6 protein-coding genes are annotated in these 18,086 nt (G+C 73.9%); 4 read left to right on the forward strand and 2 right to left on the reverse strand.

The window, feature by feature from the left end; all coding sequences use genetic code 11:
* Positions 1-143: 143 nt before the first annotated feature.
* Positions 144-1,766, forward strand: a complete 1,623-nt coding sequence (locus AB0M79_RS23395) for an ABC-F family ATP-binding cassette domain-containing protein (protein WP_364217324.1) — start codon at positions 144-146, stop codon at positions 1,764-1,766.
* 44 nt (positions 1,767-1,810) lie between these two features.
* Here the strand turns inward: AB0M79_RS23395 and AB0M79_RS23400 are convergent, their stop codons facing one another.
* Both AB0M79_RS23400 and AB0M79_RS23405 read right to left on the reverse strand, forming a co-directional pair.
* Positions 1,811-2,788 (reverse strand): LLM class flavin-dependent oxidoreductase, encoded by a 978-nt coding sequence (locus tag AB0M79_RS23400; RefSeq protein ID WP_364217326.1) that lies wholly within the window; start codon positions 2,786-2,788, stop codon positions 1,811-1,813.
* Positions 2,789-2,809: 21 nt separating this feature from the next.
* Entirely contained in the window at positions 2,810-3,013 is a 204-nt protein-coding gene (locus tag AB0M79_RS23405; protein WP_212818333.1) for an MbtH family NRPS accessory protein, read from the reverse strand.
* A 279-nt stretch (positions 3,014-3,292) separates the two neighbouring features.
* On the opposite strand from AB0M79_RS23405, the gene AB0M79_RS23410 reads away from it, so the two are divergent.
* The 3 genes from AB0M79_RS23410 (at position 3,293) to AB0M79_RS23420 (ending at position 18,066) form a co-directional block, all read left to right on the forward strand.
* Entirely contained in the window at positions 3,293-5,584 is a 2,292-nt protein-coding gene (locus AB0M79_RS23410) for an MFS transporter (RefSeq protein ID WP_364217328.1), read from the forward strand.
* A 282-nt stretch (positions 5,585-5,866) separates the two neighbouring features.
* Entirely contained in the window at positions 5,867-11,434 is a 5,568-nt protein-coding gene (locus AB0M79_RS23415) for an SDR family NAD(P)-dependent oxidoreductase (RefSeq protein ID WP_364217330.1), read from the forward strand.
* Positions 11,431-18,066, forward strand: a complete 6,636-nt coding sequence (locus AB0M79_RS23420; protein WP_364217332.1) for an amino acid adenylation domain-containing protein — start codon at positions 11,431-11,433, stop codon at positions 18,064-18,066. Before AB0M79_RS23415 ends, AB0M79_RS23420 begins: the two co-directional genes overlap by 4 nt.
* Positions 18,067-18,086 lie beyond the last annotated feature (20 nt).

Below are 18,086 nucleotides of genomic sequence, written 5' to 3' on the forward strand. Positions count from 1 at the left end.
TGAGCTGACTCCGGACGACCCGCCGCTCGCTGAAGCGAGCCACGGGTGGTCGGACGCCGTCATCGACCCGTCCACGGGTCGCGTCAGCCGCGAAGCACCTCCTCCCGTTGCAGGGACGAGTGTGCCTCCGTCCGGAGGAAACAGTGACCATCTCCATCACCCTGCCCGCGCGTGCGCGGGCCCAGCTCACCGCCGAGGGCGTCCACATCGCCCGGGGCGGCCGTACCGTGCTCGCCGGCGTCGACGTCGCGGTCTCCCCGGGCAGCCGGTGGGGCGTCGTCGGCGAGAACGGCCGGGGAAAGTCCACCCTGCTGCACATTCTCGACGGGACGCTCGTTCCCGACGCCGGCACCGTCCACCGGGTCGGCACGCTCGGCACCGCCGCCCAGGAGATGCCGGTGGCCGACGGCGCCACCGTCGGCCGGGCCGTCGACACCGAACTCGCGCAGGTCCGGGCGGCGCTCGCCACCTTCGAGACGACCAGCCGGTGGCTCGCCGAGGGACGGCCGGGCGCCGCCGACGCGTACGCCGCAGCGCTGGAGGCCACCGACGTCCTCGACGCCTGGGACGCCGACCGCCGGGTCGACCTCGCCCTGGCCGCGCTCGGCGCCGTCACCGACCGGAACCGGCGCCTCGACGAACTCTCCGTCGGCCAGCGGTACCGGGTCCGGCTCGCCTGCCTGCTCGGTGCCCGGCACGACTTCCTGCTGCTCGACGAGCCGACGAACCACCTCGACGCCGCCGGTCTCGACTTCCTGACCGCGAGACTGCGCGAGCACCCCGGCGGGGTCGTCGTCGTCAGCCACGACCGGGCGCTGCTCGCCGACGTGGCGACCACGGTCCTCGACCTCGACCCGAGCCGCGACGGCCGGCCCCGCGTCTACGGCGGCGGCCTCGCCGGCTACCAGGCCGGCCGGGAGGCCGAACGCGAGCGCTGGGAGGAGGAATACGAGCGGCAGCGCACCACCCACGCCCGGCTGACCCGCGACCTGTCCGAGGCCCGCAACCGCCTGGTGACCGGGTGGCGGCCGGACAAGGGAACCGGCAAGCACCAGCGGGCGACCCGCGCCCCGGCCCTCGTCCGGTCGGTGCACCGCCGCCGCGACGAGCTGGAACGGCACGCCCTGACCGCACCGCCGCCACCGGCACGCTTCGCGATGCCCGCACTACCGACCCGGCCCGGCGTACGGCTGCTCGCCGCCGACGGCGTCGTCGTGCCCGGCCGGCTGGACCAGCCGGTGACCCTGGCCCTGGAGTCCGGGGCACGGCTGGTCGTCACCGGCCCGAACGGCGCCGGCAAGTCGACCCTGCTCGCGGTGCTCGCCGGCGTCCTGCCACCGGCGGGCGGGACCCTGACGCGGGCCCGCGACGCCCGGGTACGCCTGCTCGCGCAGGAGGCGTCCCGTGCCGACCACCGGACGGTCCGTGAGGTCTTCGCCGCGCACCTGGCCGGGCTGGCCACCGGTGCGCCGGAGGTGTCGCTGACCGGGCTCGGACTGCTGCCGGCGGCCGATCTCGGCCGGCCCGTCCGCGACCTGTCGACGGGCCAGCAGCGCCGGCTCGACCTGGCGATCGTCCTGGCGGCCCGGCCGCACGTGCTCCTGCTCGACGAGCCGACGAACCACCTGTCGATCGCTCTCGTCGACGAACTCACCGAGGCGTTGCACGCCACCGGGGCGGCCGTCGTCCTGGCGACCCACGACCGGCAGCTGCGCCGTGACGTGGCCGGGTGGCCCCGGCTGGACCTGCCCGGCACCGGGCACTAGCGGGAACCGTCGCGGGCCCCGGGCGTCCCCGGGGCCCGCGACGGTCACCTCCCGCCGGACGCCCGTACGGCGGCCTCGCCGGTGCGCCGCCACAGGTCGCGGTCCTGGTGGGCGCTCGCCATCGGGGTGATCACGACCTCGGTCGCGCCGGCCGCGGCGTATTCGGCCACCCGGGCGGTGACGTCGTCGTCGGAGCCGATCACCCCGACCGCCGACAGCAGGTCGTCACCGATCTCCCCGCCGGCCAGCGCGTGGGCGAACCCGCTCGCCTCGTACATGGCCCGGTAGTTGGGCACCCGGGCGTACGTCGACAGGTAGTGCCGCAGCGACTCGACGTCGCCGGCCCGGTCCACCGACACCGCGCCCGGGGCGAACACCACCACCGGGAAGCCGTCGAGGTCGCGGCCGGACCGTTCCAGCCCCTTGCGCAGGTGCGGGATCGCCACGTCGCGTACGTAGTCGACGGTGCACATCCACAGCAGCAGTCCGTCGGCGACCTCGCCGGCGAGTTCGCTCATCTTCGGCCCGAGCGCGCCCAGGCAGGTGGCCAGCCCGTCCCGGCGTGGGGACGCGTACCGGGAATGGCCCTTGTACCACTTGCCGTCGACGTGTACCTCGCCGGTGCGCAGCAGCGCCGTCACCACCGACAGGTATTCGCGCATCGCCGGCAGCGAGGGCCCCAGCGGTACGCCGAGCGACCACTCGGCGGTGAGCCGGTGCCCCAGCCCGACACCGAGGGTGAACCGGCCGTCGGACACCTCGTCGATGGTGGCCGCGGTCTGCGCCATCACCACCGGTGGCCGGGTGTAGAGCGGCATGATGCCGGCACCGAGCTGGATCCGCTCGGTGACCGCGGCCATCGCGGCCAGCACGCTGAAGCTGTCGCGCATGTTCGGCAACTGGATCAGCCACGCCGCGTCCAGCCCGACCTGCTCGGCCAGCCGGGCCCGGTCGATCAGTTCCCGTACCGGCAGGTCGCTGCCCTCGATCGCGATGCCGGTGCGCAGCCGGCGGGCCGCCACGGGCCCGTCCGCCGCCACGCCTCAGACGCCCATCCGCTGCCGGAGGCTCTTGGGCCGCATGTCGGTCCAGACCTCCTTGATGTGCTCCAGGCAGGCGGCCTTGGGGCCGGTGGTGCCGACCTCCCGCCAGCCGGCCGGCACGTCGCGCCCGGTCGGCCAGATCGAGTACTGCTCCTCGTCGTTGACCACCACGGTGTAGTGGCGGTCGTCGTCGTCCTCGAACACGCTGCGCTCCTTGTCGACTCTGTCGGGCGGTCCCGCGACCCGGCCGGCGGTTCGCGTGGATGCCAGCGGGCGCGCGCGTATACCGGCGGGAGCGGTCGGCGCCTGAGTCTTTCGCCGGTGCCGGCCGCCCGGCAAGGTCGGACCTCGCCGCTGGCGAGAAGTGGACAGCCCGTTGACCCGGCCACCCGCCCTGAAGTCGGCTAGACGCGTCAATTCGCGGCCACCTCGGACCTCCCTCCGCTGGCGCCATCGACCACCCCTTCCAGACGAGGAGGCGACGTGCGTGAGCCGGCGCCCGAGGTGAGCTCGGGCGGGACCGCAGTCGCGCCCGGACCGGCCGGACCGCCACCGGCCGGCCCGGGCACCCCCGACCCGGTCACATCGACGACCGACCCGGCACCGGCCGCCGGCCACAAGCCGCCGGCCGGTGCCACCCGACCGGCGCCGCGCCGGACCGACAAGCTCGGCACCGGCTTCTGGGCGCTGTTCGCCGCGATGTTCGTGGCCAACCTCGGCTCCGGCATCACCACGGTCGCGTTCCCGTGGCTGACCACCGAGATGACCACCGACCCGCTGCTGGTCGCCGGCGTCGGCGTCGCGGCGGAGCTGCCCTGGCTGCTGTTCAGCCTGCCGGCCGGAGTGCTGGTCGACCGCTACGAGCACCGCCGGCTGATCTCCTCGACCCACCTGGGCCGGGCGCTGGTCGTCGGCCTGCTCGCGGTCGTCCTCTTCGCCGACGTCGCCAGCATCTGGATGGTCTACCTGGTCGCGTTCACGATCGGGGCGCTGACCGTGCTCAACGAGAACGCCACCCAGACGATCCTGCCCCGCATCGTGCGGCCGTCCCAGCTCAACCGGGCCAACAGCAACCTGGTCCTCGCCGACACCACCGGCGGGGTGTTCCTCGGCCCGGCGATCGGCGGCCTGCTGCTGACCGTGGCGGTGACCCTGCCGTTCGCCGTCGACGCCGCCCTCTACCTGCTGGCGGCCGGCCTGATCCTGCTGGTCACCGTCTCGGCCCGGCGGACGGCGCCGGCGGCCGGCACGCTGCCCGCGCCCCCGGTCGGCACGGCGCCCGGGCCCGTACCGGCGGCCGGCGCGGCGGCCGAGACCGCGGCCGCCACCGACCCGGTCGGGGGGCCGGCCCGGCGGTCGCTGCGGACCGAGATGGCCGAGGGCGCCCGCTACTTCTGGAACCACCGGGTCCTGCGCCAGCTCGGCATCTTCCTGGGCCTGCTCAACCTCGCGAGTTCCATCATCGTCGGCACCCAGGTGCTGTTCGCCCAGGAGATCCTGAACCTCAGCGCCGCCCAGTACGGCGTCCTGTTCGCCGTCGGCGCGGTCGGCGCCGCGGCCGGCGCGGGTCTCGCACCGATGCTGGAGGCCCGGCTCGGCGCCCGCCGGGTGCTGCTGCTGACCCTGTTCGGCAACAGCGCGGTCAGCCTGACGATCGGCTTCACCTCCAACGCGCTGCTGGTCGCGCTCGCCCTCACGGTCGGCGCCGGTCTCGCCGTGGTGTGGAACGTGGTGACCATCTCCTACCGGCAGCGGATCGTGCCCGAACACATGCTGGGCCGGGTCAACAGCATCTACCGGCTGCTCGCCTGGGGACCGCTGTCCGCCGGCTCGCTGATCGGCGGCCTGGTGGTGAAGCTCGGTGAGCCCCTGCTGGGCCGGGAGAGCGCGCTGCGCGCCCCGCTCTTCCTGTCCGGAACCCTGACCGCCGTCCTGATCTGCTACGCCCTGATCCGCCTGCGCGACGGCATCTGGTCGCGCGACCGCAATGCCGTGTACGGCCCCGACGACCCGATACCCGAAGAGGAGGACGGCATGGCCGAGGAGCAGTTGACCGACGAACGCCCCGGAGGCACCGCGGCGCCGCCGTTGCCGGCCTTCGGTGGCACCGGGGGAGCCGACCGGCCGGTCCTGAAGACCCTGATCTCGATCAACGTCCTCATCGCCGTCGCCGGCCTGGTGATGATCGGCCTCGAGGAGGGCCTGACCCCCGCCGCCGCGATCTGGGACGGGGTCAGCCCGCTGCACCTGGCCACCGAGATGAACGGGCCCGCGGTCGACCGGGGCGAGGTCTGGCGCCTGGTCAGCTCGATGTTCGTCCATTACGGACTCGCGCACCTCGTGGCGAACATGGTGATGCTCGGCCTCGCCGGCTGGAAGCTGGAGCCGATCCTGGGCTCCCGGCGGTTCCTGGAGCTCTACCTGCTCTCCGGCCTCGGCGCCGGGATCGCCACCTACCTGTTCACCCACGACGCGCTGACCGCCGGAGCCTCCGGAGCCAACTTCGGGGTCTTCGCCGCACTGCTGGTGGTCTGCCTGAAACTGCGCCAGCGCAGCGTCCTGGCCATCGTCCTGCTCGCCTTCGGTGTGGTGACCACCTTCGCCATCCCGGGCATGGCCATCGCCGCGCACATCGCCGGCCTGGTCGTCGGTACGGCCGTCGCGGCCGGCTACGCGCTGCCCACCGGCGACCGGCGCGACCGGCTGCGGGTGGCGGTGCCGGTCGGCACGCTCGTCGTACTGCTGCTGGTGGCCGTCGTCGCGCTGCTGCTCTGAGCGGCGGCGCGACCGGTGCCACCGCACGGCGGGCGGTGGCACCGCGCGAGCCTGCCCGTGTCCGGTGGCCGGAAGTCCCACCGCGACGCTCCCGCCAGGTGATGACAGTCGCGCCCGCGAGGTGTTGACAGTCCGGTGACCTGGCGACTACTCGCCAAGCAGCCCCCGGCATCTTGTCGCTGCTCGGGCGGGGCCAACAGACTTCCATCGTTCATGTCCGGCCAACCTCGGCGAGAACTCCAACCCGCCGGTCCGGTCCAGGTTGAAGCGAGAGGGTAAACGGTGAGCGGTGTCGAAGACGCGCATATTGCCATCATCGGATTGGCGGGACGTTTTCCCGGTGCGCGCGACGTCAACGAGTTCTGGCACAACCTCCTCGGGGGCGTCGAATCCATCACCTTCTTCAGCGACGACGAGCTGAGGGAGGCCGGGGTCTCCGAGGAGACCATCGCCGACGCGAGCTACGTGAAGGCCGCGCCGATCACCGAAGGCGCGGACATGTTCGACGCCGCGTACTTCGGCATGAGTCCGCGCGAGGCAGAGATCCTCGACCCGCAGCAGCGGATCTTCCTGGAGGAGTGCGAGACCGCGCTGCAGCACTCCGGCTACGACCCGGCCTCGTTCGCCGGCCGCATCGGCGTGTACGGCGGCCTCGGCTTCAACAACTACCTCGAGGACAACGTCAACAAGAACCCCGACGTCGTCGACGTGATGGGCCGGCTGTCCACCAACATCTCCAACACGGCCGACTACCTGGCCACCGGGGTGTCGTACCGGCTGGGCCTGCGCGGCCCGTCGTTCACCTGCCTGAGCGCCTGCTCCACCTCGATGGTCGCGATCCACCTGGCCTCCCAGGCGCTGCGCAGCGGCGAGTGCGAGATGGCCCTGGCCGGCGGTGTCGAGGAGTTCATCCCGCGGGTCTCCGGCTACTTCTACAGCGAGGGCGGCCTCTACTCGCCCGACGGCCACTGCCGCACCTTCGACGCCAAGGCGCGCGGCACCGTCTTCGGCAGCGGCGCCGGCGTGGTGCTGCTCAAGCGCCTCGACGCCGCGCTCGCCGACGGCGACAACGTGCTCGCCGTGATCCGGGCGACCGCGATCAACAACGACGGCAACGACAAGGGCGCCTTCACCGCGCCGAGCATCTCCGGCCAGTTCGCCGCCGTCTCCGACGCCCTGGCCCGCTCCGGCGTCGACCCGGCCACCATCTCGTACGTCGAGGCGCACGGCACCTCGACGTTCGTCGGTGACCCGATCGAGGTCAACGCGCTGACCAAGGCGTTCCGCGCGCACACCGACCGCAAGCAGTACTGCGGCATCGGCTCGGTCAAGACCAACGTCGGCCACCTCGGCGCCGCCGCCGGCGTCACCGGCCTGATCAAGACCGTGCTCGCGATGCAGCACCGGGTGCTGCCGCCGAGCATCAACTTCGACGAGCCCAACCCGCAGATCGACTTCGAGAACTCGCCGTTCTACGTCAACACCGACCTCACCCCGTGGAAGTCCGACTCCGGGCCGCTGCGGGCCAGCGTCAGCTCCTTCGGCGTCGGCGGCACCAACGGCCACCTGATCCTGGAGGAGGCGCCGGCCGTCGAGCCGTCGTCGAGGCCGCTCCGCTCGCACCAGCTCCTGCTGCTGTCGGCGCGTACGCCGACCGCGCTGGAGGCCAACGCGAACGCGGTCGGCGCCCACCTGCGGGACCGGCCGGAGGAACTGGCCGACGCCGCGTACACCCTCGCGGTCGGCCGCACCGCCCGCCCGGTCCGCAGCTTCCTGGTCACCACCGACGGCACCGAGGCCGGCGACCGGCTCGCCGCCGGCGTGCCGCAGCCGTCGCCCGGCGTGATCCCGCCGCGCGGCGTCAAGCGCGAGATCGCGTTCGTCTTCCCCGGCCAGGGCGCCCAGTACCCGCAGATGGGCCGCGACCTCTACGAGACCGAACCGGTCTTCCGCACCGAGATCGACGAGTGCGCCGAGGTGCTGCGCGAGCAGACCGGCTGGGACCTGCGCGAACTGCTGTTCCCGTCCGACGACGACGCCGCCGCGGCGGCCGACCGGCTCAACCAGACCGCGGTCACCCAGCCGGCGCTGTTCGTCGTCGAGTACGCCATGGCCAAGCTGGTGCTGAGCTGGGGCCTGCGGCCGGAGTCGATGGTCGGCCACAGCGTCGGCGAGTACGTCGCCGCGACCCTGGCCGGCGTCTTCACCCGCGACGACGCGCTGCGCCTGGTCGCCGCCCGCGGCGCCCTGATGCAGGAACTGCCCGCCGGCTCCATGCTCGCGGTGCCGCTGTCGGAGCAGACGGTCTCCTCGATGCTGCCGGCCGACCTGAGCCTGGCCGCCGTCAACGCCCCCGACTTGGTCGTCGTCTCCGGCCCGGACCAGGCCATCGAGCAGTTCAAGGCGGTGCTCGCCGTGCAGGGCATGGAAGGCCGGCCGCTGCACACCTCGCACGCCTTCCACTCGCAGATGATGGACCCGATCCTGGAGCGGTTCACCGCCCTGGTCGCCGCGGTCCCGCGCAGCGAGCCGACCATCCCGTTCGTCTCCAACCTCAGCGGCGACTGGATCACCGCCGCCCAGGCGACCGACCCGGCGTACTGGGCCGCGCACCTGCGCGGCGCGGTACGGTTCGCCGACGCCGTCGCCCTGCTGACCACCGGCACCGGCCGGGTGCTGGTCGAGCTCGGCCCCGGCCAGACGCTGTCCAGCCTGGCCCGCCGCCAGCTCGGCACCGACCGGCAGGGCCTGGCGGTCTCGACGATGCGGCACCCGCAGCAGCGGCAGCCCGACACCGCCGTGCTGCTCGCCGCGCTCGGCCAGGTCTGGCAGACCGGCGCCGACATCGACTTCACCGCGCTGTGGGGCGACGAGCGCCGGCACCGGGTGGCGCTGCCCCGGGTGCCGTACGAGAAGCAGCGGTCCTGGCTCGACGGCGGCCCGCAGGCCGCAGCGTCGACGCAGGACGTCGCCGCCAACACCGAGACCGGGCCGTACTACGTACCGGTGTGGAAGGAGACCTCGGCGCCCACCCCGGCCGACGTCGACACCGCCGCCGCCTGGGTGGTCTTCGAGCCGGCCGACGGCGGCGTGGCCGCCGAGCTGACCAGCCGGTTGCGCACCGCCGGCGCCAAGGTGATCACCGTACGCGCCGGTGCCGAGCAGCGGGCCGACGGCGACGCCTACACGGTGCGCGCCGGCGAGCTGGCCGACTACTCCGCGGTCGTCGCGGCCGCCCTGGCCGACCAGCCGGAGCGGCTGAAGATGGTGCACGGCTGGCTGGTCGGCGACCTCGCCGGCGACACCGGCCGGGACCGCGCCCGCGACGGCCTCGACCGCGGCTTCTTCAGCATCCTGTCCGCCGCCCAGGCGGTGTCGCGTAACCCGGCCAGCCCGCCGCTCGACCTCTACCTGCTCACCAGCGAACTGCGCGACGTCGTCGGCGGCGAGCGGATCGAGCCGGTCAAGAGCGGCGTCGACGGCTTCGTCAAGCTGCTGCCCAAGGAGTTCAGCGACACGACCTGCCGGTCGATCGACGTGTCGACCGGGCGGGCCGACACCGTCGCCGACCAGGTCCTGCGCGAGATCTCCAGCGGCAGCACCGACCAGGTCGTCGCCTACCGGGGCCGCAAGCGCTGGCTCTGGTCGCACGAGGAGGTCGCCCTCGACGGCGTCGGCGCCGCCCAGCGGCTGCTGCGCGACGGCGGCGTCTACCTGATCACCGGCGGCCTGGGCGGCATCGGCCTGGTCACCGCCCGCGACCTCGCCGAGCGGCACCGCGCCAAGCTGGTCCTCGTCGGCCGGTCCGGGCTGCCGCCGCGCGAGGAGTGGCGCGACCTGCTCGCCGGCCCCGACACCCAGGTCACCGCCCGGATCAAGGCGGTCGAGGAGATCGAGTCGCTCGGCGGCGAGGTCCTGGTCATCGCGGCCGACGTCACCGACACCGAGTCGCTGCGGGCCGTACGGGCCCAGGCCGAGGCCGCGTTCGGGCCGGTCAACGGCGTGCTGCACGCCGCCGGCATCACCGGTGGCGGCATGCTGGAGACCCGCCAGTTCGCCGACGCCGAGGCGGTGCTCGCCGCCAAGGTGTTCGGCACCCTGGCCATCGAGGAGGTGTTCGGCGACAGCATCGACCTGCTGGTCCTCTACTCGTCGTTCACCGTCTTCTCCGGCGACTTCGGGCTGTTCGACTACTGCTCGGCCAACTCGATCCTCGACTCGTACGCGCAGTCACGGGCCGGCGGCAACACGCACGTCGTGTCGATCAACTGGCCGATCTGGACCAAGCTCGGCATGGCGTTCGACATCGACGTACCCGACCTGCTGACCTCGTTCGAGATGGGCGACCGCTACGAGAAGGTGGCCCACCCGCTGCTCGGCAGCCGCCTGGTGCGGGCCGGCAGCGACCAGGTCATCTTCGTCAAGAACCTGTCGACCGAGGACTGGGTCACCGCCGAGCACCAGCTCGACAGCCTGCCGACGATGCCGGGCACCAGCCTGGTCGAACTCGTCCGGGCGGCGTACGAGGAGGTCACCGGCTCGCGGACCGCAGAGATCCGGGACGTCGTCTTCATGCGCCCGGTGCAGTTCGTCGACAGCCGTACGGTGCACATCATCCTCACCCCGAAGCCGAACGGCGTCTACGACGTGATGATCGCCGACGCGGACACCGAGGGCGGCAACCCGGTCGAGTTCACCACCGCCAAGGTCGGCCCCGGGCCGCGCGACGACGCGCCCCGGCACGACGTCTCGGCGTGGAAGGCGACCTGCCACGTCGAGGACGAGCCGGAGGGCGTCACCGAGGGCATCATCACCCTCGGCCCGCGCTGGCAGCAGAGCATCCGGGCACACTGGCACGGCGACCAGACCGACCAGGGCCTCTTCGACGAGCTGGTGCTGCTCGAGCTGGGCGAGGAGTTCCTCGGCGACCTCGACGAGTTCGGCCTGCACCCGGCGCTGCTGGACAAGGCGACCGCGCTCGGCCAGACCGTCGTCGCCAGCCAGACCAGCCACCTGCCGTTCGGCTACGACCGGATCACGGTCCGGGCCCCGCTGCCGCGCCGCTTCTACAGCTACATCCGGCACCTCGACGACACCCGGGGCGCCCTGATCCGCACCGACATCACGCTCGCCGACGAGGACGGTGTGGAGCTGGTCGCGATCAAGGGCTTCACGATGTTCGAGTACAACGACACCTCGATGTCCACCTCGGAGGGCAGCGACACCGCCCCGGCGGCGACCGCCTCGGACGAGGACGACGAGAGCAAGTTCAGCATCGCCCGCCAGCTCGAACGGGCGCTGCTGCGCTCCAACGAGAAGGCGTTCGGCATCGAGCCGGAGGACGGCTACCGCATGCTGCACCAGATGCTGGACTCGGCCGCCGCGCCGCAGATCATCGTCTGCCCGGACAGCTTCGTGAAGCGGATGCGGATGGCCGGCGAGGTCACCCGCGACGCGCTGCGCGAGCAGCTGATGGCCGCCCCCAAGGCGGCCGCGTCGGTGGCGACCCGCAGCCTGATGACGCCGTACGTCGAGCCGGAGTCCGACGTGCAGCGGGTGCTGACCCAGATGTGGGCCGACACCCTCGGCCTGGACAAGGTCGGCATCGACGACGACTTCTTCGACCTCAACGGCAACTCGCTGATCGCGGTGCAGCTGGTGGCCCGCATCCGCGAGCAGTTCCAGGTGGACCTGACGGTCGCCGGGCTGTTCGAGGCCCGCACGTCGCGGGCCCTGTCGGAGCGGATCGAGGAACTGCTCGTCGAGATGCTGTCGTCGCTGTCCGACGAGGAGGCGGCGGCCCGGGCCGGCCACCACCGCCGCCAGACCACGAGGAACGGGGCCAGATGACAGACGCCGGTGTCCGTACGCCGTCCGGCGGCGACGGGCTGTCCGCGGTCAAGCGCGAGCTGCTCGCCAGGCTGCGCAAGGGGAACGCGCCCGCGGCGGCCAGCCGCATCCCGCGCGCCCCGGGCGACGAACCGGCCCGGCTGTCGTTCGCGCAGGAGCGGGTCTGGCTGACCAGCCAGCTTGCCGGTGACATACCGGCGTTCAACCTCGGCGGCGCCGTCCGGCTGCGGCTGCCGGTCGGACCCGACACGCTGGCCGTCGCGCTGGCGCAGGTCGTCGACCGGCACGACAGCCTGCGTACGACGGTCGAGGTCGTCGACGGCCGGCCCCGGCCGGTCGTCGCCGCGTCGGTGCCGGTCACCATCCCGCTCACCGACCTGTCCGGTACGCCCGACCCGGCCGACGGCATCGAGGACCGGATCCGCGAGATCATCCTGCGGCCCTACCGGCTCGACACCGCACCGCTGTGGCGGGTCGAACTGATCCGGCTCGCCGCCGACGACCACGTCCTGGTCATCGGCACGCACCACCTGGTCACCGACGCCGCCTCGATCATGTACGTCCTGCACGAGCTGGCGTTCCCCGACCGGCGGCCGGCGCTGCCGGTCTCCTACACCGACTACGCCGCCTGGCAGCGGTCCGAGTTCGACGGCGGCCGGCACGACGCCCAGTCGGCGTTCTGGCGCCGCAAGCTCGCCGCGCTGCCGCCGCCGCTGGAACTGCCGACCGACCGGCCCCGGCCGCCGGAGCCCGACTACGCCGGCAGCACCCTGGTCCTGACCACCCCGGCGGCGACCGGCGAGGCGCTGCGCACGCTGGCCCGCGCCGAGGACACCACCGTCTACACCGTCGTGCTGACGGCGCTGAAGGTGCTGCTGGCCCGGCAGACCGGCCGGACCGACATCGTGGTCGGCACCCAGGTCACCGGCCGCAGCCTGCCCGAGTTGCAGAACCTGGTCGGCATGTTCGTCAACGTCGTCCCGGTCCGCACCTCGCTGGCCCCCGACGCCACCGCCGACGGCACCGTCGGCTTCCGCGAGGTGCTGCGCCGGGTCCGGCACAACCTCGCCGAGGCCATGGCCCACCAGGACGTACCGTTCGAGACCCTGGTCCGCGACCTGCGCGGCGACGCCGACCGCAGCTTTCCGCCGCTGGTCCAGGTCGCCTGCAACATGCCGGTCCAGGACACCGACCACCCGCTCGGCGAAGAGATCCCGATGCCGATCGCGCCGGGCGGCTCGCTGCTCGACCTGACCGTGCACGTCATCCCGCGGCCGGACGCCTCACTGGAGATCCAGTTCGAGTACGCCAGCTCGCTGTTCGACGCCACGACCGTCGAGCGGCTCGCGGAGCAGCACCGCCGGCTGCTCGCGGCCGTCGGCACCAACCCCGACGTCGACTGGCGCACCGCCGACCTGCTCGGCGCCGACGCCCGCCGGGACGCGCTGGCCGCCGGCACCGGCGCCCCGGCCGCCCGGACCGAACTGCTGCCGGCCCTGGTCGCGACGCAGGCGGCGGCCACCCCCGACGCGACCGCCGTCGAGGCGGCCGCCGGGCGGCTGACGTACGCCGGCCTGACTACCGCCGCCGACGCGCTCGCCGACCGGCTGCGCGCCGCCGGCGTACGACCCGGCGCGGTCGTCGCCCTCTGCCTCGACCGCGGCCTCGACCTGCAGGTCGCCACCCTGGCCGCCTGGCGGGCCGGTGCCGCGTTCCTGCCGCTGGACACCGAGCACCCGCCGGCCCGCTGGGCGCTGCTGCTCGACACCGCCGGGGCGCCGGCCGTCGTCGCCGACCCGGAGCGGGCCGAGGCGCTGCGCGCGGTCGTCCCGGCCGGCTGCGCCGTCGTCGAGACCGCCGACCCCGCCGTCCCGGCCGGAGCCGGCAACCCGGCCGGAGCCGCGACCGTCGGCGCGGCGGAGGAACCCGCCGCCGACACCCCCGCGTACGTCATGTTCACCTCCGGCTCCACCGGCCGCCCCAAGGGCGTCGTCGTCACCCACGGCGCCATCGCCAACCGGGTCGTCTGGTCGGTGCACGCCCAGAAGCTCGGCCCGGACGACCGGGTGCTGGCCAAGACCCGGGTCGGCTTCGACGCCGCTGTTCTGGAGTGGTACGCCCCGCTGGTCGCCGGCGGCACCGTCGTCATGGCCGGCCCCGGCCTCGAACGCGACCCGGCCGGCCTGGTGCGGGCGGTCGCCGACACCGGCGCGACCGTGCTGCAACTGGTCCCGTCGGTGCTGCGGGCCATGCTCGACCAGCCCGGCTGGGACCGCTGCACCGCGCTGCGCCAGGTCTGGTCGGCCGGCGAGCCGCTCGACCACGCCCTGGTCCGCCGGCTCACCGACCGGCTTCCGGTCGCCGTCTGGAACACGTACGGGCCGACCGAGTGCGCGATCGACGTCACCGCGTACGCCGTACCGGCCGGGCCACGGACCGGACCGGTGCCGATCGGCGGCCCCGTCGACGGCGTACGGACCCTCGTCCTCGACCCGTACGGCCAGCCGACCCCGCCCGGCGTCGCCGGCGAGCTGTGCGTCGGCGGTGCCGCCGTCGGCGGCGGCTACCTCGGCCAGCCGGACCTGACCGCCGAACGCTTCGTCCCCGACCCGTACGGCCCGCCCGGCGCCCGCGTCTACCGCACCGGCGACCAGGTCCGGCGCCGCGCCGACGGGGTGCTGGAGTTCGTCGGCCGGGTCGACGACCAGATCAAGGTCAACGGGGTACGGGTCGAGCCGGCCGAGGTCCGCGCCGCGCTCGCCGACCACCCCCGCGTACGGCAGTGCGTCGTCGTCGGCCACACCGGACCCGACAACACCCGCCGGCTGGTCGCCTACCTGGTCGCCGACGGCGACGTCGACACCGCGCAGCTGCGGGAGTTCCTGCGCGGCCGGCTGCCCGAGGCGATGGTGCCCGGCGTCTACGTGCCGCTGCCCGCACTGCCGCTGACCCCGAACGGCAAGGTCGACCGGGCCGCCCTGCCGGCACCGGACCTGTCCACCGTCGGCGTCACGTACGTCGCCCCGGTCACCGACGCCGAGAAGGCGGTCGCCAACGCCTGGGCCGACGTGCTCGGCGTGGAGCGGGTCGGGCTGCGCGACGACTTCTTCGCCCTCGGCGGCCACTCGCTCCAGCTCGGCCAGCTCGCCGTCCGGCTGCGCGAGCGCAGCGGCGTCGAGGTGTCCATCCGGGACCTGTTCGCCGCGCTGACCGTACGTGGCCACGCCGACCTGATCGCCGCCGCGGGCGGCGAGACGCCGCCGCCGGTCGTACCGGTCGCCGGCACCGGGCCGCTGCCGCTGTCGTTCGGCCAGCGCCGGCTGTGGTTCCTCGACAAGCTCAACCCGGACAGCATCGAATACCTCACCCCGGTCTTCGTGCCGGTGCCCGGCCCGGCCGACCCCGACCTCGTCGCCCGTACCCTGGGTGACCTGGTCGCCCGGCACGAGGCGCTGCGGACCCGATACGTCGTCGTCGACGGCGAACCGGCCCAGGTCATCGACCCGCCGGGCCCGGTGTCGCTGCGCGTGGTCGACATCCCCGGGGAGCCGACCGCCGCCGTCTTCGCCGACGACATGTCGCGCGGCTTCGACCTCGAGGCCGGCCCGGTGCTGCGGGCCGTGCTGGCCCGGCCGGCGGCAGGCGACGCCGTACTGCTGCTCCTGATCCACCACATCGCCTGCGACGGCTGGTCGACCGCGGTCCTCGGCCGCGAGTTCGCCGAGATCCACGCCGCGCACCGCGCCGGCCGGCCGGCGGACCTGCCCGCCCTGTCGCTGCGCTACGCCGACTTCGCCAGCTGGCAGCTGTCCTGGCTGTCCGGCGAGGTCCTGGACCGGCAGCTCGACCACTGGCGGGACCGGCTCGCCGGCCTGCCGACCCTGGAACTGCCGACCGACCGGGTCCGGCCCGCCGTACGCGACCCGCGCGGTGCGGCCGTCGCCTTCGAGGTGCCCGGCGACGTCGCCGGACCGCTGCTGGCCGCCGGCCGGTCCCGGGGGGCCAGCCCGTTCATGACCCTGCTGGCCGCGTTCGCGGTGCTGCTGTCCCGCTACAGCGGGCAGCGCGACCTCGCGGTCGGCTCGCCGGTCGCCGGCCGCCCGGTGCCGCAGTCGCACGACCTGGTCGGGGTCTTCATCAACACCCTGGTGCTGCGGCTCGACCTGTCCGGCGACCCGACCTTCGGCGAACTGCTCGACCGGGTCCGGGCCACCACGATGTCCGCCTTCGCCCACCAGGACCTGCCGTTCGACCGGCTGGTCGAAGAGGTCCGCACCGACCGCGACCTGTCCCGCAACCCGCTCTACGACGTCCTGTTCGACCTGCACGAGGACGGCCACGCCGGCTACGTGCCGACGACCGGCGTGCGGGACGCGCCGCTGGCCGCCCGGCAGGACCTCGGCCTGATCATGCGGCGGCACGCCGACGGCGCGGTGAGCGGCATGCTGGAGTACGCGACCGCGCTGTTCGACCGGCCGACCGTCGACCGGATGATCGGCCACTACCTGCGGCTGCTGGAGCAGGTCGCCGCCGACCCCGACGTGGCCGTCGCCGACCTCGAACTGCTCACCGGTGCCGAACGCGACCTGCTCGGCGCGTGGAACGACACCGCCCGCCCGGTGCCGGCGGCGACCCTGCCGGAACTGCTGCGCCGGCAGGCGGCGGCCACCCCGGACGCGCCGGCCGTCGTCTTCGACGACACCACGCTGACGTACGCCGAACTCGACGCCCGCACCGACCGGCTGGCCGCGCTCCTCGTCGGGCGCGGCGCCGGCCCGGAACGGTTCGTCGCCGTCGCCGTGCCGCGCTCCGTCGAACTGGTCGTCGCCCTGGTCGCGGTGCTGAAGTCCGGTGCCGCGTACGTGCCGGTCGACCCCGGCTACCCGGCCGACCGGATCGCCTACCTGCTCGCCGACGCGCACGCCGAACTGCTCCTGACCACCTCGGTCGTGGTCGGCGTGCTGCCGGCCGTCGACACCCCGGTGCTGGTCCTCGACGACCCGGCCACCGCCGCCGCCCTCGAGACCGCCACCGCGACGCCGACCCCGCCCGGGCCGGCGAACCCGGCGTACGTCATCTACACCTCCGGCTCCACCGGCCGGCCCAAGGGCGTCGTGGTCCCGCACGCCGGCATCGTCAACCGCCTGCTGTGGATGCAGGACCGCTACGGCCTCACCGCCGACGACCGGGTGCTGCAGAAGACGCCGTCGTCGTTCGACGTGTCGGTGTGGGAGTTCTTCTGGCCGCTGCTGACCGGGGCGACGCTGGTGCTGGCCCGCCCCGAGGGGCACCGCGACGCCGCTTACCTGGCCGGCGTGATCCGCGACCGGGGCATCACCACCATCCACTTCGTACCGTCGATGCTGGACGCGTTCCTCGGCCACCCGGGCGTCGCCGACGGCAGCGCGCCGCGCCGGGTCATCTGCTCCGGCGAGGCCCTCGGACCCGCCCTGCGCGACCGGTTCTTCGAACTGTTCGACACCGAACTGCACAACCTGTACGGCCCCACCGAGGCGTCGGTCGACGTCACCTCCTGGCAGTGCGCGCCCGGCCGGCCGGGCGAGCCGGTCCCGATCGGCCACCCGGTGTGGAACACCCGGCTCTACGTCCTCGACGCCGAACTGCGGCCGGTGCCGCCCGGCGTACCGGGGGAGCTGTACCTGGCCGGTGTCCAGCTCGCCCGCGGCTACCTGCGCCGGCCGGACCTGACCGCCGAGCGGTTCGTCCCCGACCCGTACGTCGCGGGGGAGCGGATGTACCGCACCGGCGACGTCGCCCGGTTCCGCACCGACGGGGCGGTGGAGTACGTCGGCCGCGCCGACCACCAGCTCAAGATCCGTGGCTACCGGGTCGAGCCGGCCGAGATCCAGGCGGTGCTCACCGCCCACCCCGGCGTACGCGAGGCGGTCGTGGTCGCCGTCGACCGCGACGGCGACCGGCAACTGGTGGCGTACTGGACCCCGGCCGGCGACCCCGGACCGGACGGGGCGGCCCCGGCCGGACCGGACGGCGACGAGCTGACCGACCACTGCTGGGAGCACCTGCCGGAGCCGATGATCCCGCAGTTCTGGGTCCGGCTGGACAGCCTGCCGCTGACCGAGAACGGCAAGGTCGACCGCAAGGCGCTGCCGGCACCGGAGCTGTCGGCGACCGCGCTGACCGGCACCGAGACGGTCGCCCCGCGCACCGTCGCCGAGGAGCGGATCGCCGAGATCTGGACCGAACTGCTCGGCATCGAGGTCGGCGTACACCACAACTTCTTCGCCGTCGGCGGCCACTCGATCCTGGCCGTCCGCCTGATCTCCCGCATCGCCGAGGAGTTCGACGTCGAACTGCCGCTGCGGCTGGTCTTCGAACGCGCCACCGTCGCCGCCCTCGCCCAGGCGGTGGAGGACGAGATCCGGGCCGAGATCGCCCGGCTCACCGACGCCGAGGTGGCGGCCCTTTCCGATGACGCCGCGCAGATCGCGGCCCTGCCCCCTGACGCCGCGCAGATCGCGGCCCTGCCCCCTGACGCCGCGCAGATCGCGGCCCTGCCCCCTGACGCCGCGCAGATCGCGGCCCTGCCCGATGACGCCGCCGCCCCGGCGGCGCCGACCGATCCCGACCCGGCCGCCGCGCCGGCACAGTGACGAACCCGATGGGGAAGGAC

The sequence above is a fragment of the Polymorphospora sp. NPDC051019 genome (assembly GCF_040683055.1).
Classification (GTDB): domain Bacteria; phylum Actinomycetota; class Actinomycetes; order Mycobacteriales; family Micromonosporaceae; genus Polymorphospora; species Polymorphospora lycopeni.